At 43.9% G+C, this 13697-nt stretch carries 17 protein-coding genes; 12 read left to right on the forward strand and 5 right to left on the reverse strand.

Annotated features, from left to right (window positions below; translation table 11 throughout):
• Nucleotides 1-36: 36 nt before the first annotated feature.
• Genes BLL40_RS04310 through BLL40_RS04320 form a run of 3 tightly spaced genes read left to right on the forward strand, consistent with a single transcriptional unit; the run spans nt 37 to nt 860 of the window.
• Complete coding sequence (locus tag BLL40_RS04310; RefSeq protein WP_073710691.1) at nt 37-210, forward strand: uracil-DNA glycosylase; 174 nt, start codon at nt 37-39, stop codon at nt 208-210.
• Entirely contained in the window at nt 207-476 is a 270-nt protein-coding gene (locus BLL40_RS04315) for a YwdI family protein (RefSeq protein WP_073710692.1), read from the forward strand. The genes BLL40_RS04310 and BLL40_RS04315 overlap by 4 nt, the downstream gene beginning before the upstream one ends.
• Before the next feature lie 12 nt (nt 477-488).
• On the forward strand, nt 489-860 hold the full coding sequence (locus tag BLL40_RS04320) for a DUF423 domain-containing protein (RefSeq protein ID WP_073710693.1): 372 nt from the start codon (nt 489-491) through the stop codon (nt 858-860).
• 57 nt (nt 861-917) lie between these two features.
• Here BLL40_RS04320 and gerQ read toward each other — a convergent pair whose 3' ends face one another.
• The 3 genes from gerQ to hemQ form a co-directional block, all read right to left on the reverse strand.
• Entirely contained in the window at nt 918-1283 is a 366-nt protein-coding gene (gene gerQ, locus BLL40_RS04325) for a spore coat protein GerQ (RefSeq protein WP_073710694.1), read from the reverse strand.
• A gap of 18 nt (nt 1284-1301) precedes the next feature.
• Nucleotides 1302-1724: a cell wall hydrolase gene (locus BLL40_RS04330; RefSeq protein ID WP_073710695.1), complete on the reverse strand. Its 423-nt coding sequence runs from the start codon at nt 1722-1724 to the stop codon at nt 1302-1304.
• A 151-nt stretch (nt 1725-1875) separates the two neighbouring features.
• Nucleotides 1876-2622 carry a hydrogen peroxide-dependent heme synthase gene (gene hemQ / locus BLL40_RS04335; protein ID WP_073710696.1) on the reverse strand — a complete coding sequence of 249 codons (747 nt, stop codon included), beginning with the start codon at nt 2620-2622 and terminating at the stop codon, nt 1876-1878.
• 115 nt (nt 2623-2737) lie between these two features.
• Here hemQ and lipL point away from each other — a divergent pair, with 115 nt between their 5' ends.
• A complete protein-coding gene (gene lipL, locus BLL40_RS04340) occupies nt 2738-3571 on the forward strand; it encodes an octanoyl-[GcvH]:protein N-octanoyltransferase (protein ID WP_073710697.1) in 834 nt (277 codons plus the stop codon).
• An 8-nt stretch (nt 3572-3579) separates the two neighbouring features.
• On the opposite strand, the gene BLL40_RS04345 is transcribed toward lipL, so the two are convergent.
• The gene (locus tag BLL40_RS04345; protein ID WP_073710698.1) at nt 3580-4119 is read right to left on the reverse strand and encodes an RsfA family transcriptional regulator; all 540 of its coding nucleotides are present in this window, start codon (nt 4117-4119) and stop codon (nt 3580-3582) included.
• 167 nt (nt 4120-4286) lie between these two features.
• Between BLL40_RS04345 and BLL40_RS04350 the strand changes: the two genes are divergently transcribed.
• From BLL40_RS04350 to BLL40_RS04365, 4 genes are all read left to right on the forward strand, one after another.
• Entirely contained in the window at nt 4287-4511 is a 225-nt protein-coding gene (locus BLL40_RS04350; RefSeq protein WP_073710699.1) for a YuzB family protein, read from the forward strand.
• 138 nt (nt 4512-4649) lie between these two features.
• Nucleotides 4650-5960, forward strand: coding sequence for an HD domain-containing protein (locus BLL40_RS04355; RefSeq protein WP_073710700.1), 1311 nt, complete (start codon nt 4650-4652; stop codon nt 5958-5960).
• Between the two features lie 188 nt (nt 5961-6148).
• Nucleotides 6149-6754 carry a site-2 protease family protein gene (locus tag BLL40_RS04360; RefSeq protein WP_073710832.1) on the forward strand — a complete coding sequence of 202 codons (606 nt, stop codon included), beginning with the start codon at nt 6149-6151 and terminating at the stop codon, nt 6752-6754.
• A gap of 14 nt (nt 6755-6768) precedes the next feature.
• Nucleotides 6769-7275: a YwhD family protein gene (locus BLL40_RS04365; RefSeq protein WP_073710701.1), complete on the forward strand. Its 507-nt coding sequence runs from the start codon at nt 6769-6771 to the stop codon at nt 7273-7275.
• A 155-nt stretch (nt 7276-7430) separates the two neighbouring features.
• On the opposite strand, the gene BLL40_RS04370 is transcribed toward BLL40_RS04365, so the two are convergent.
• The gene (locus BLL40_RS04370) at nt 7431-9374 is read right to left on the reverse strand and encodes a transglycosylase domain-containing protein (RefSeq protein WP_073710702.1); all 1944 of its coding nucleotides are present in this window, start codon (nt 9372-9374) and stop codon (nt 7431-7433) included.
• A 145-nt stretch (nt 9375-9519) separates the two neighbouring features.
• Between BLL40_RS04370 and speE the strand changes: the two genes are divergently transcribed.
• The 4 genes from speE (at nt 9520) to argS (ending at nt 13634) form a co-directional block, all read left to right on the forward strand.
• Complete coding sequence (speE, locus tag BLL40_RS04375; protein ID WP_073710703.1) at nt 9520-10347, forward strand: polyamine aminopropyltransferase; 828 nt, start codon at nt 9520-9522, stop codon at nt 10345-10347.
• A 2-nt stretch (nt 10348-10349) separates the two neighbouring features.
• Nucleotides 10350-11219, forward strand: coding sequence for an agmatinase (gene speB, locus BLL40_RS04380; protein ID WP_073710704.1), 870 nt, complete (start codon nt 10350-10352; stop codon nt 11217-11219).
• Nucleotides 11220-11532: 313 nt separating this feature from the next.
• The gene (locus BLL40_RS04385) at nt 11533-11967 is read left to right on the forward strand and encodes a YwiB family protein (protein WP_245797886.1); all 435 of its coding nucleotides are present in this window, start codon (nt 11533-11535) and stop codon (nt 11965-11967) included.
• Nucleotides 11964-13634, forward strand: a complete 1671-nt coding sequence (gene argS, locus BLL40_RS04390; RefSeq protein WP_073710705.1) for an arginine--tRNA ligase — start codon at nt 11964-11966, stop codon at nt 13632-13634. Before BLL40_RS04385 ends, argS begins: the two co-directional genes overlap by 4 nt.
• Nucleotides 13635-13697 lie beyond the last annotated feature (63 nt).

The raw sequence follows: 13697 nt of genomic DNA on the forward strand, positions 1-13697 counted from the left end.
AATTTTTGCTAAAATAAAGGGGAGAAAACGTTGTCTATGGAACCGAATTGTTTAAAGTGCCAGTATTTTTATGTGACGTGGGATTCTGGAGCACCGCGTGGGTGCCGTGCATACGGATTTAAAACGAAACAACTCCCGTCGATTGTCGTCCGTCGTTCATCGGGTCATCCATGTTATCAGTTTGCCATGAAAGCAGGTGAGAAAAAATGAATATATCGCATGAAAAAGTACTTGCGAAAATGGAACAGGAGATGATCGCTGCGAAGATGGCATCGCCGGATGACATCAAGAGGCATGTGTACACAATTAAATCACTGTGTGAGTTAATGCTTGGTGCGGGATTAAGTGAATACGAAACGCGGCCTATTGTGACGCAGGCGGATGCTATGCATACACAATCGCCGGCAACGATTCAGCAAACAGAGCGGCTTATAACAGATGATGGATCTAACGGAGATTCTATTTTTGATTTTTAAAGGAGCAGAAAAATGAAATTATTTATTATTTTGGGCGCAATCAATGCCTTTCTAGCCGTCGGACTGGGCGCATTCGGTGCGCATGGACTCGAGGGGAAAGTTGAACCGAAGTATTTGGAAATATGGAAAACAGCGGTACAGTATCAAATGTTTCATGCGATTGGTTTAATCATTATCGGCTTTTTAATGGGGCAGTTCCCGGGCAGCTCCGCATTAAACTGGTCCGGTTGGTTGATGTTCATAGGAATTATATTATTCTCGGGGAGTCTGTTTGTCCTTGCTGTCACAGCGATTAGCAAGCTGGGCGCCATCACACCAATAGGTGGTCTCGCGTTTTTGATCGCATGGGTGTTAATCATTATAGCGGCAGTAAAAAATATGTGATGAAAGGAAGGGAATCCCGACGAACGGGATTCCCTTCTTCAATGTACTGTGAGCAAATTACCCATTATACGGATATTCGTATGCGATTTCGCCATCGAATGTGGCATAGTCGAGATAAAGAAGAGGGATTAAATAGCGTCGCCCAGATGGTTCGCTTAAGATTAAATGGTCGCGACCGGCCGCCTCAATACGTCCGCGAAATATTTTTGCATTCCATTCTTTGTTGTTTTCAAATGTTGTGTATACTGTCACCATTTTTCCGCGGTTTAGACGGAAAATGTTTTCAATATAGGATTCTTCTACAGCAGGCAGGGCAGGAGATGTACCTGGTCCGGGTCCTTGTGGATATTGGCCCTGGCCTTGTCTTGGTTTGGGCATCGGTGCTTGTTGCATGGGCATCGCCATGTAACCGTAAGGATTCATTTTACTATTCCCCCTTAATTAATATACGCGTGGACAAACGGACTGCAACGGGCTGAAAAAACAGTGTGACTTGAATCGTCCGGAGTTGTATTGACCGTACCATTGAGCAGGGCAGTTTCCTTCTGGCTCAAAAAACCAGAGTGCATTGGATGCCGGATGATAACGTCCGCCGTTAATAGCTTTGCGGGCAAGATCAATGTCTTTTTGCCGCGCTCTTTGATAAAAGTAACCTTTCTGTGTCGCTTCAAATCCGCCAGGTGACTGAAAAACCATATCGCGAATGGAGCGTAGCTTAGTGAAATCAAGACAGTCCGATCGTGTCCGGTTTACCCCGACATTTCCGACCATTAGCATTCCAAGTGGTCCTTCGCCTTCTGCTTCGGCCCGCATGAGGCGGGCAAGCAGCCTCACATCTTCTTCTGTATGAGCAACAACTGCCACAACAACACCTCCCTTTGCAATGTATGCAAAAATGAAAAACAGTGTGCATTCATCATCATGTTGAAGGGAGATTTTCCTTATTGACCAGGGCAATTCAGACGAAAAAGAACCGCGTCTTGATTAGGACGCGGTTCTTTTTCATTTCATTTATTTAATTCACGTGCATCATTTGAGCAAATTTCTCATCTGTTAGCAAGTTGCCAACGAAGAAGGAGCCGAATTCAGCGTAGCGTGCACTTACTTCATCAAATCTCATTTCGTAAATTAGTTTTTTAAACTGCAGCACGTCATCTGAATAAAGAGTGACGCCCCATTCGTAGTCATCGAATCCAACAGAACCAGTAATCACTTGTTTCACGAGACCAGCGTACTGACGGCCAATCATCCCATGGCTGCGCATTAAGCTTCCCCGATCTTTCATCGGCAGCATGTACCAGTTATCCTCTCCTTGGCGGCGCTTGTCCATTGGATAGAAGCAAACGTGCTGGGCTTTCGGAAGTTCTGGATACAGGCGCGCACGAATTTGTGGATTCGCATATGGATCTTCGTCAGAAGAAAGATAGTTGCTAAGTTCTACAACCGATACATATGAATAAGCAGGGATCGTAAATTCAGCAATTTTCAACTTGTTAAATTCATTTTCAATCACATTTAATTCTTCCATTGTTGGACGTAAAATCATGAGCATAAAATCGGCTTTTTGACCGACAATACTGTAAAATGAATGGCTTCCTGTTTTTGACTCCTGCGTCGCATCTAATTTAGTAAGAAATTGACGGAATTCGCTGATCGCGTTTTCGCGCGCATCGCTCGGCATCAACTTCCATGTTGTCCAATCAATTGACCGGAAATCATGCAGGCAATACCAACCTTCAAGCGTTTTTGCTGCTTCACTCATCATCATCACTCCTATGTAATTAGTTTCACCATCACTATACCACAAAACACTTGAACCGCTCCCATCATAAGGCTACAGTAAAAAGAGAATATTTTATGAAGGAGAACATGCTGCTATGGATCAATCAAAAGATCTGCTGCGCCGTCCTATCTGGCGCTTTATAGATCAATCTGCTTACGGACCAGGATTCAACCCTATCTATTCATTTGCGGCTGATGATGCGCTTTGTATGGCGGTAGGTGCAGAAAAGAGCCCATCAACGGTTCGCGCCTGGGTTCACCATGACACGGTCGTGTTAGGCATTCAAGATACAAAACTACCTTATCTAAAAGACGGTCTTCAAGTATTAAAAGATGCTGGATTTCACGTTATCGTCCGCAACTCGGGTGGGCTCGCTGTGATGCTTGATGAAGGAGTGCTCAATTTGTCGCTCATTATGCCTGATATGGAAAAAGGAATCGATATTGACCGGGGTTACGGGGCCATGTACGCGCTTATTTGCCACATGTTCCCAGATGCGAAAATTGATGCGTATGAAATCGTAGGATCGTATTGTCCAGGCAGCTATGACCTTAGCATAGGGGGGAAAAAATTTGCTGGTATTTCACAGCGCCGTTTGAGAAAAGGTGTCGCTGTACAGATTTATTTATGCGTGAATGGTAGCGGAGCCGATCGAGCTGAACAAATCCGTGCATTTTATGAAGCGGCGAAGCGGGATGCCGACACAAAATGGATATATCCCGATATTCAGCCGGAAGTGATGGCGTCGCTCGCTGAATTGATCGGGAGCCCACAGTTAACGGTTCAAGATGTGATTATCCGCTTTTTACAGTCGCTGAAAGAAATCGGAGGTCCGCTTGAAGGCAGCGCGATGACTGCTTTTGAAGCGGACATGTTTGACGGATATTTAACCCGCATGATTGAGCGCAATGAAAAAGCTTTTGGATAAGTGATCAGCTACTCAGCTACTTTTTCTAAGTTGCCGTTTCGTTCCATTTTGAATGTAACGGCAGGTGCTTCATCATCGAGTGCCACGAATTTGCGGGCACGGTTCATAATTTTCATTAATGTTTCATAGTCTTCCTGCATGATTTCTGAAGACTGTTCGATTTGATTCAACTTATTTTGCAGTTGTTCATTTTCGGAACGTAGTCTCTCGTTTTCTGCTTTTAGCAGATCAATGGATTCCATGCTTTGTAAATAAGCGATGACATCTATCATGTTAATTCCTTCTGTTGGCGGCGCATAAAGCGCTTTTTTCTCTAGTGTCCGGCTTCTTTGTTTACGCTGCTTTTTTGCGAGGCTGAGTGCTTTCTCGTATTGTTGGCGAACGACAGCATTCCACCGAAAACCGCAGGCGGCAGACGTTCGGTTCAGTTCATCGCCGACTTCTTCAAATGCATTTAACTGTGTGCTGCCTTCGCGCACGTGTCGGAGAACGGTTTCAGCAAGCAGCAAATCATTTTCTTCAGACCAGGCATCTTGACGAATTTTCATTTGAATCATCTCTCCTTTAAGAAATAGTTTTGGAAATAGTCTTTAAAAATAAGGATGGCCAGAGAAGGCACATTTTATACAGATTGCATGAAGAAGATTGAAAGCTTGCAAACACGCTTTTTTCCATGTAAAATACCGGTTGAATGCAAGAGAAAGGAATGTTTTAAATGGCGAATGAATTTCGTGTTTGCGATGACTGCCAGGCAGTCGACCTTAAAACATTGATTCCAAAGCTACAAAAACTCGATCCAGAGGCGGCGATTGATGTGAAATGTCAGTCATACTGCGGGCCTGGCCGTAAGAAGACGTTTGCATTTGTAAACAATCGTCCGGTTGCGGCACTGACAGAAGATGAGCTTATGGAAAAAATTTTTAAAAAACTAAAGTTGTAAACATAATCACCTTTTCTTTTGAATGAGGTGATTTTTTTATATATTTAACAGTATATGCATACCATCGTGCACATTTTCCCATAAAGATGTGAATTTCCGTTATAATGGACAAAAAAAGGGAGTGGTGGGAGGCAGGTTATGAGTTACGCGAAGCAGAAGTTGAAAGAAGAGAAAGTGTTCAAAGACCCCGTTCACCGGTATGTACATGTGCGGGATACCGTTATATGGGATTTAATTGGAACAAAAGAGTTTCAGCGGCTGCGCCGAATCCGTCAGCTTGGAACGACCTATTTTACGTTTCATGGGGCCGAACATAGCCGGTTTAATCATTCGCTCGGCGTGTATGAAATTGTGCGCCGCATTGTCGATGACGTGTTTCATGGCCGGCCAGAATGGAATTTAGATGATCGATTGTTAAGCTTATGCGCAGCGCTTTTACATGATGTCGGCCATGGTCCGTTTTCGCATTCATTTGAAAAAGTGTTCGGGCTTGATCATGAGGAATATACGAAACTCATTGTACTTGGTGAGACAGATATAAACCGTGTTTTGTCAAAAGTGGGTCATGACTTTCCAGAAAAAGTTGCGGCTGTCATAAATAAAACATATGAAAATAAATTGGTTGTGAGTTTAATTTCGAGTCAGATAGATGCCGATCGGATGGATTATTTGCAGCGGGATGCGTATTTTACAGGTGTCAGTTATGGTCGTTTTGATATGGAGCGCATTTTGCGCGTCATCCGGCCGCGTGAGGAGCAGGCGGTTTTTAAGCAGAGCGGTATGCATGCTGTGGAAGATTACATTATGAGCCGCTACCAAATGTATTGGCAAGTTTATTTTCATCCGGTAACACGCAGTGCAGAAGTACTGCTCTCAAAAACGTTGCATAGAGCGAAAGAGTTGTACGAAGAAGGCTATTCATTTGCGCATGAGCCGGTTCATTTCAAGTCTTTGTTTGACGGAGAATGCACACTCATAGACTACCTGAAGTTGGATGAATCAGTTGTTATGTTTTATTTTCAGGTGTGGCAGGAAGAAGAGGATGCGATTTTACGTGATTTGTGCAGCCGGTTTATGAACCGGAATTTGTTTAAATACATCGAGTTTGATCCAACAGAAGAGACACAGAAGTATACAGAGTTGGAAGAGTTGTTCCGAAGAGCGGGCATTGATCCGGATTATTATCTCGTTCACGATTCGTCATCCGATTTGCCGTATGATTTTTACCGGCCAGGCATTGAATCCGAGCGGCAGCCGATTTATTTGTTAATGAAAGATGATGTTACGCTGCAGGAGCTATCGACCCGGTCTGAAATTATGAAGGCGATTTCGGGCAAGCGGCGAACGGATCATAAATTGTATTTTCCGGTGGACTTGCTGCGCGATGAATCATCGAACAGGACAGTGAAAAGGAAGATTAGAAACATTTTAGAGATTTACAGGAAGTGACGGCTGGATTATAAGAAGTGGTGGTGGGATTCTCCAGTAATTAGGTGTTATTCCGCCATCACGAGCTTGAAATCCAGCCACTAGAGGTCATAATCCCGCCGTCAGTATAACTGAATTATCCCATACTAAAAGGAGACTCATAATTGGAAAATTTCTCAGCAGGTTTTTTAGCATTTGAACTTGAACAAATGCCGTTTGTTATCATTTCCTTGCTCGTCGCGTTTACGGTGCATGAATTTGCACATGCATACACAGCCTATAAATTTGGTGACGATACGGCGAAAGATCAGGGCAGGTTGACACTTAACCCAGTGCACCATCTTGATCCGATCGGGACGATATTTATTTTAATTGCTGGGTTTGGCTGGGCGCGTCCTGTGCCAGTAAATCGCCGAAATTTCCGCAACCCGAAACTGGCGGGAGTGCTCGTGTCACTAGCTGGTCCACTTAGCAACTTTCTTATTGCATTTATTGCGACAGGGCTTTTATTTTTTACAATTGGCAGTGCGCCTGTATTTTTTGTTCAGCTTCTTAACATGATGGTCTGGCTGAATGTACTGTTATTCGTCTTTAACTTGTTGCCGTTTCCGCCGCTTGATGGTTATCGAATTATTGAAGATCTTGCGCCGCCGCATATACGCGTGAAAATGACGCAGTATGAGCAGTATGGTGTGTTGATATTTTTAATTTTAGTTTTTACACCGCTTGATCGGTTTACGATTCAGCCGATTTTTAGTGTAGCGATACCGGCTGTCATCGGTGGTTTTCAGTCGATCTTTAGTTTATTTTTATAAAAGGAGAATGATTTATGGAAAAAAAGAAAAAAGTTGGATTTAATATTATTAAAAATGATCCAACAGACGGTCATAAAGGATTTGGACAAGGAGCGCTAAGTTTAGAACATATGTCACCCGTGATCGTTGACGTGGAAGAAGGTTCAGCTCATATTGACATCGGTGCGATGCATGCCCGCAGTGCCGTGGAAAAAGGGATTAAATTTTTAAAAGTGAAAGAAGAAGTACCGGATGCAAAATTGTACTGGCTCGTGTGGGTGACGGTGGATCGGAATGAAGAGGGGCCTTATTATGCGGGTGTGGCAGCATGTGAAATGACAATAAACCGAGACATTCGCCGCGGCTACAAGTCGCTCCCTGAACACGTAAACCGGATGGATAAATCTTTGAAGCGCCATATTATTGTCCGAGATATGGATGATAAATCAAAAGGGATTTTGCGCGAGTTCCTCATTTCACATAATGCCGATTTTTGGGCGCGTTCGTCTGAAGAATTGAAAAACGGCTTGTTTGTAGGATAAAACACCGTAAATGTGTCGAAAAAATGAACGTTTTAGATTTCGGCTTTCTTCTGTTGCCGGACTTCGTGAAAAAAAGTAAACTGAACGTAATGCATATATTGCATAAGCTAGGACATGCAAAACGCCCGGGGACAGCACCCCCGGGCTTTTGCATGTCATCGGAACCAATCAGGCAGGTCCGGAAATAGAAGCTCTTTATCATTTTTGCCAGTGGGCGGGCACGATTGGTCAGGTTCTGTGCCGCTTTCAAACAAAATTAAATGCCCGTCCGGACAATCTTCAGATGCTAATTTACCGCTTTTTAAATCGACCGCTACTGCTGTCAATCCGTCAGGGCGTGTGAACAACACGGGTTTTTTCCCTTCATGAATCTGTTCCATATAATCGGCCCAGATGATTTTCGCACGTGAACGGTCTTCCGTTTTCGTAATTTCCGCTCCGTCATCATAGCCAGTCCAGACGACTGAGACGGCGGACGGCGTAAAACCAGCCATCCAATAATCAAATGGAGTGGAGCCTGATTTCCCGGCATACGGCCGTGTTAATTTGTCTGTCATAGTAGCGCCTGTAGGCCTGGCATAGTCGCTCATTGCCCCGTCAAACATACCGGTCATCATATGTGTTAACACCCCAATTTTCTTCTCATCAAACCGCTGTTCTACTTTCTTTTTATACTTGTACAGCACGACTCCATCTGTACTTTCCACTTTTGTAATGAACACCGGCTTGCTGTAAAAGCCACCTGATGCAATTGATGAATACGCATTTGTCATGTCCAAAACTGATACACCTGACGTACCCAGCGCAAGTGATGGGACCGGTTCGAGCTTTGACGTCATGCCAAATTGTTTGGCTGTCTTCGCAAGTGTCTCCGGACCGAGTAGCATATTTGTTTTAACCGCATAAATATTATCTGATACAGCGAGCGCTTCAGCCATTGTTACATTACGTTCAGCATATTGACTGTTAAAATTTTTTGGCTTATATGTTTCATTAAATGTCGTCGGTTCACTTTTTCGCATCGTCACTGGTGTAAACCCATTTTCAAGAGCTGCATAATATAAAAATGGCTTCATAAGCGATCCAGGCTGCCGAACAGCCTGCACAGCCCGATTAAATGGACTTACACTGTAATCGCGCCCGCCTGACAGCGCTGTGACAAAGTGGTTCGATGGGTTAATGGACACGAGAGCTGCTTCAACTTTGGCGCCAGAAGCAATGCCGTTCGCAATCGCTTCATCCGCTGCTTTTTGATGAGTGGGGTTGAGCGTTGTGTATACCTTTAAGCCGCTCTGTTCACGAAAACCGAGCGATTCTAATTCAGCACGCACAGCATCGATAAAATATGGTGCGGTCGTTTTGTTATCGGTAAATGCGCCTGTAATGTCGGGGACTTCAGCGATTGCATCTGCATATTCTTTTTCAGGCAAGTTCATTTCCGATAAAATAAGCCGCCGTCTGTCTTCTGCTTTTTTACGCGAAACGAGCGGTGAATAAATGGACGGGCCTTTTGGTATGCCGATGAGTAAGGCCGCTTCAGAAGTCGTTAATTCATCCGCGGATTTGTTAAAATAAAAGCGTGAAGCCGCTTCTATCCCATACGCACCATGCCCAAAATAAACAGTGTTTAAATAGCCTTCTAAAATTTCATCTTTTGTGTAGAAAAGTTCAAGCCGGGTCGCATACCACGCTTCTTTCACCTTCCTAGACCATGTTTTGTCGTGTGTTAAAAATACATTTCGGGCATACTGCTGAGTAATGGTGCTTGCGCCTTGCACTTTAGCCATCGCTTTCATGTCGGCAATAAGGGCACCGGCAATTCTTTTTAGATCAAGTCCAAAATGATGGTAAAACTGTTTATCTTCAATCGCAATAACAGCATCCATGACAGAAGGGGAAATGTCATCCAATTTCACCCAGTAACGTTTTTCGCCGGTGTGTACTTCTGATGCTTTCGTTCCATCGGCCGCATAAAAAATGGTTGAGCGTGAAACGGTTGTATCTGGTGGTCCAGCAGCGGACAACGCGTATAAAACAATAGCCGCGGCGCTTATCAATACGATCATCCCAACCCCGATCCACTTGATCCATTTTTTCATTAAAGCGGCCTCCTTATTCATTAATATCTTTAGTATGAAAACAATTCCATATTTTTAAACATCTTTCCACAAAATTCACTAGGCATTTGCATTAAATTGTTCTATACTTTTTTCCGTAAGTCTTGAAAGAGAAGGGATGAAGCTCATGAGTGAATTATGGTATACAGAAAAGCAGACAGACCATTACGGTATCACGATGAAAGTGAAACGTACTTTGCATACAGAACAGACTGAATTTCAATATTTAGAAATGGCTGAAACAGAAGAATGGGGCAATATGCTGTTTTTAGACGGCATGGTCATGACAAGCCAGCGCGATGAATTCGTATATCATGAAATGGTGGCGCACGTACCACTTTTCACACATCCGAATCCGGAAAATGTTCTTGTTGTCGGCGGTGGTGATGGCGGCGTGATCCGCGAAGTGTTAAAGCATCCATCTGTGAAAAAAGCGACATTAGCTGAAATCGATGGAAAAGTAATCGAGTACTCAAAAATATACTTGCCTGAAATTGCAGGCGAGCTTGAAAATCCGCGGGTCGAAGTGAAAGTTGGCGACGGTTTTATGCACATTGCTGAATCGGAGCAAGAGTATGACGTGATCATGGTTGATTCAACGGAGCCAGTCGGTCCTGCGGTGAATTTATTTACGAAAGGTTTTTATGCCGGAATTTCAAAAGCATTGAAAGAAGACGGTATTTTCGTCGCGCAATGCGATAATCCGTGGTTTAAAGCTGATTTGATCCGTCAAGTGCAGGCCGATGTGAAAGAAATTTTCCCGATTACACGACTATACACAGCAAACATTCCAACGTATCCGAGTGGCCTTTGGTGCTTCACGATCGGTTCGAAAAAACACGATCCGCTCGCTGTGGAAGACAATCGCTTCTTTGACATCGAAACGAAGTATTACACGAAGGAACTGCATAAAGCGTGCTTTGTATTGCCGAAATTTGTACAGGAGTTGACATAATCATGCGATTTGATGAAGCGTATTCAGGAAATGTTTTTATCGGTACACAGACGTCTTATGAAGACAGCGATGTTGTGTTGTACGGTATGCCAATGGATTGGACAGTCAGCTACCGTCCCGGCTCCCGTTTCGGTCCGACCCGTATTCGAGAAGTGTCAATTGGCCTGGAAGAATACAGTTTATATTTAGAACGTGAACTGGAAGAAGTCGCTTATTTTGATGCAGGCGATATTCCGCTTCCGTTCGGCAATGCACAGCGCAGTCTTGATATCATTGAAGAATATATTGATGGCCTTCTGGATGCCGGCAAAAAACCGCTTGGCATGGGCGGCGAGCATCTCGTTTCGTGGCCGGTTATGAAAGCTGTAGCAAAAAAATACAAAGATCTCGCGATTATTCATTTTGATGCACATACTGATTTGCGCGTGGAATATGAAGGTGAACCATTATCACATTCAACGCCAATTCGCAAAATCGCAGAACATATCGGGCCGTCAAATGTGTATTCATTCGGCATCCGTTCAGGGATGAAAGAAGAATTTCAGTGGGCAAAAGAAAATGGCATGCATATTTCAAAGTTTGAAGTACTTGAACCATTAAAAGAAATATTGCCAACACTTGCAGGACGTCCGGTTTACGTCACGATCGATATCGATGTTCTGGACCCAGCACATGCACCGGGCACAGGCACAGTTGACTGCGGAGGCATCACGTCGAAAGAGCTACTTGCATCGATCCATGCGATTGCTGGATCAGATGTGAGTGTCGTCGGCGCTGATCTTGTTGAAGTCGCACCGATTTATGACAACTCCGAACAAACCGCGAATACCGCATCAAAACTCATTCGGGAAATGCTGCTTGGTTTCTTTTAAATAATAGGGGAGCGTCCGGAATTGAACCGGACGTTCTTTTTGTTCCAGGGGCAACAACATTTCACCATATTCGAAATAAAGTGAAACTTCATTCGATAAGGGTTAGGTTCACAGGATGGGAATCATGCAGACGTTGTCACAGGACGTGACGATCTTAGTATGTGTTCCCCGCTTATCCTTCTTTTTTAGAAATCTTGAAGCGGGGGTCTTACTGCCCGTTAATGCGGGATCAATTACGGATGAAAAACAAGATTTCTGCAGCCGGCCTTTCTATGATAAAATAAATACACACTGAAAAAGGAAGTGATTCGGCGTGACAGACGAGCAGATGCCGGTGAAAATCAAAGTAAAGACGGATGTGGAGCACGAAGGAGAGAATGAAACATTTGAATTGTCACTGTTCGGACAGCTCTTTAAAAAAGGTGGCTCCACGTTTTTAAAATATGACGAGGTGCAGGATGAAGGTGTCGTGCACACAATCGTAAAGCTGGCCGAAGAAAGTGCGTTAATTTTACGAAGTGGCGCGCTGAAAATGCGGATGATCTTTGAACAGGGCGAGCAACTAAACGGTTCATATGAAAGTCAGTATGGCACCTTGCTGATCACGACGGAAACAATAAATTTCACACACGAAATAAACGACATAGGTACCGGACAGGCGCTGCTCACGTACAAGTTGCTCATGCAGGGCGACCCGGTCGGCACGTATACGATGAATATTTATTACGAACTGGAGGAACAATTGTGAACATTGCAGAACAAATGCAGACGCAGTTGAAAGAAGAAATTAAAGCAGCTGTGTTGAAAGCAGGACTTGCCGCAGAAAATGAAATTCCCGCGGTCACTCTCGAAACGCCGAAAGATAAAGCGCATGGCGACTATTCAACGAATATGGCTATGCAGCTCGCTCGAATAGCGAAAAAGGCACCTCGTCAAATCGCAGATATCATTCAAGAAAATATCGACTTATCAAAAGGCTCAATCGAAAAAATCGATATCGCAGGCCCTGGGTTTATTAACTTTTATATGAACAACAGCTACTTAACGGATCTTGTGCCATCTGTTCTATCAGCAGGTGAACGGTACGGTGAATCAAACGCTGGTAATAACGAAAAAGTGCAAGTTGAATTTGTATCAGCTAATCCAACAGGCGACCTCCATCTTGGTCATGCCCGCGGAGCATCCGTCGGTGATTCTTTGTGCAATGTGCTCGAAAAATCCGGCTACGATGTGACACGTGAATATTATATTAATGACGCAGGCAATCAGATACACAACCTTGCTGTATCTGTTGAAGCTCGGTATTTCCAGGCGCTTGGTCAAGATAAAGCAATGCCTGAAGACGGCTATCACGGTAAAGACATCATCGGTATTGGAAAAGAACTCGCAGAAGAATTTGGCGATAAATTCGCAAATATGTCAGAAGAAGACCGCTACAAAGCGTTCCGTAAACACGGTTTGAAGTACGAATTGGCTAAGTTACAAAAAGATCTCGCTGATTTCCGTGTCAAATTCGATGTATGGTATTCGGAAACATCGTTGTACGAAAACGGCAAAATTGACGAAGCGCTCGACGCACTTCGCGAGAATGGCCACGTATATGAAGAAGAAGGAGCGGTTTGGTTCCGTTCGACAACATTTAGCGATGATAAAGATCGTGTTCTTCGCAAACAGGATGGTACATACACGTATTTAACACCTGATATTGCGTATCATAAAGATAAATTTGAGCGCGGCTATAAAAAAGTAATCAATATTTGGGGAGCCGATCACCATGGTTACATACCACGGATGAAAGCGGCTGTTGAAGCACTCGGCATCAACCCGGATCAATTAGAAGTTGAAATCATTCAAATGGTACAGCTGTACAAAGACGGCGAAAAAATGAAAATGAGCAAGCGGACGGGGAAAGCTGTCACAATGCGTGAACTTGTAGAAGAGGTCGGTCTTGATGCAGTACGTTATTTCTTTGTTATGCGCAGCGGCGACACACATTTAGACTTTGATCTTGACCTTGCTGTCTCACAATCGAATGAAAATCCAGTTTATTATGCGCAGTACGCACATGCGCGTATTTCGAGCATTTTACGCCAGGCAGCGGAGCAGGGACTTGATGTATCCATGGATGCAGACGTATCTCTTTTGACAGCCGAAAAAGAAATCGATCTGCTGAAAAAAGTTGGTGACTTCCCGCAAGTAGTGGCCGAGTCTGCTGAAAAACGACTTCCGCATCGCATTACAAACTACATACAGGAACTCGCATCTGCATTCCACAGCTTTTACGGAGCGGAGAAGGTTATTGACAAAGATAAGGAAGCCGTGTCAAAAGCTCGCCTTGCTCTCGTAAAATCAGTACAAATTACAATGAAAAATGCATTTTCCTTAATCGGTGTATCTGCTCCTGAAAAAATGTAAATATGAATAGAAAGTTGCTGGGATGTCTTTCCTAGCAGCTTTTTTGCGTCATTGCATAGCTTA

The organism is Domibacillus mangrovi (assembly GCF_001906925.1).
Lineage (GTDB): Bacteria > Bacillota > Bacilli > Bacillales > Domibacillaceae > Domibacillus > Domibacillus mangrovi.

Coding starts and splice junctions, on each gene's coding strand:
- BLL40_RS04370 (WP_073710702.1), bottom strand. CDS start 9,374: ATGAAAAAATGGATCAAGTGGATCGGGGTTGGGATGATCGTATTGATA.
- BLL40_RS04320 (WP_073710693.1), top strand. CDS start 489: ATGAAATTATTTATTATTTTGGGCGCAATCAATGCCTTTCTAGCCGTC.
- BLL40_RS04350 (WP_073710699.1), top strand. CDS start 4,287: ATGGCGAATGAATTTCGTGTTTGCGATGACTGCCAGGCAGTCGACCTT.
- BLL40_RS04360 (WP_073710832.1), top strand. CDS start 6,149: ATGCCGTTTGTTATCATTTCCTTGCTCGTCGCGTTTACGGTGCATGAA.
- gerQ (WP_073710694.1), bottom strand. CDS start 1,283: ATGAATCCTTACGGTTACATGGCGATGCCCATGCAACAAGCACCGATG.
- BLL40_RS04310 (WP_073710691.1), top strand. CDS start 37: ATGGAACCGAATTGTTTAAAGTGCCAGTATTTTTATGTGACGTGGGAT.
- lipL (WP_073710697.1), top strand. CDS start 2,738: ATGGATCAATCAAAAGATCTGCTGCGCCGTCCTATCTGGCGCTTTATA.
- speE (WP_073710703.1), top strand. CDS start 9,520: ATGAGTGAATTATGGTATACAGAAAAGCAGACAGACCATTACGGTATC.
- BLL40_RS04355 (WP_073710700.1), top strand. CDS start 4,650: ATGAGTTACGCGAAGCAGAAGTTGAAAGAAGAGAAAGTGTTCAAAGAC.
- BLL40_RS04365 (WP_073710701.1), top strand. CDS start 6,769: ATGGAAAAAAAGAAAAAAGTTGGATTTAATATTATTAAAAATGATCCA.
- hemQ (WP_073710696.1), bottom strand. CDS start 2,622: ATGAGTGAAGCAGCAAAAACGCTTGAAGGTTGGTATTGCCTGCATGAT.
- BLL40_RS04345 (WP_073710698.1), bottom strand. CDS start 4,119: ATGAAAATTCGTCAAGATGCCTGGTCTGAAGAAAATGATTTGCTGCTT.
- speB (WP_073710704.1), top strand. CDS start 10,350: ATGCGATTTGATGAAGCGTATTCAGGAAATGTTTTTATCGGTACACAG.
- BLL40_RS04315 (WP_073710692.1), top strand. CDS start 207: ATGAATATATCGCATGAAAAAGTACTTGCGAAAATGGAACAGGAGATG.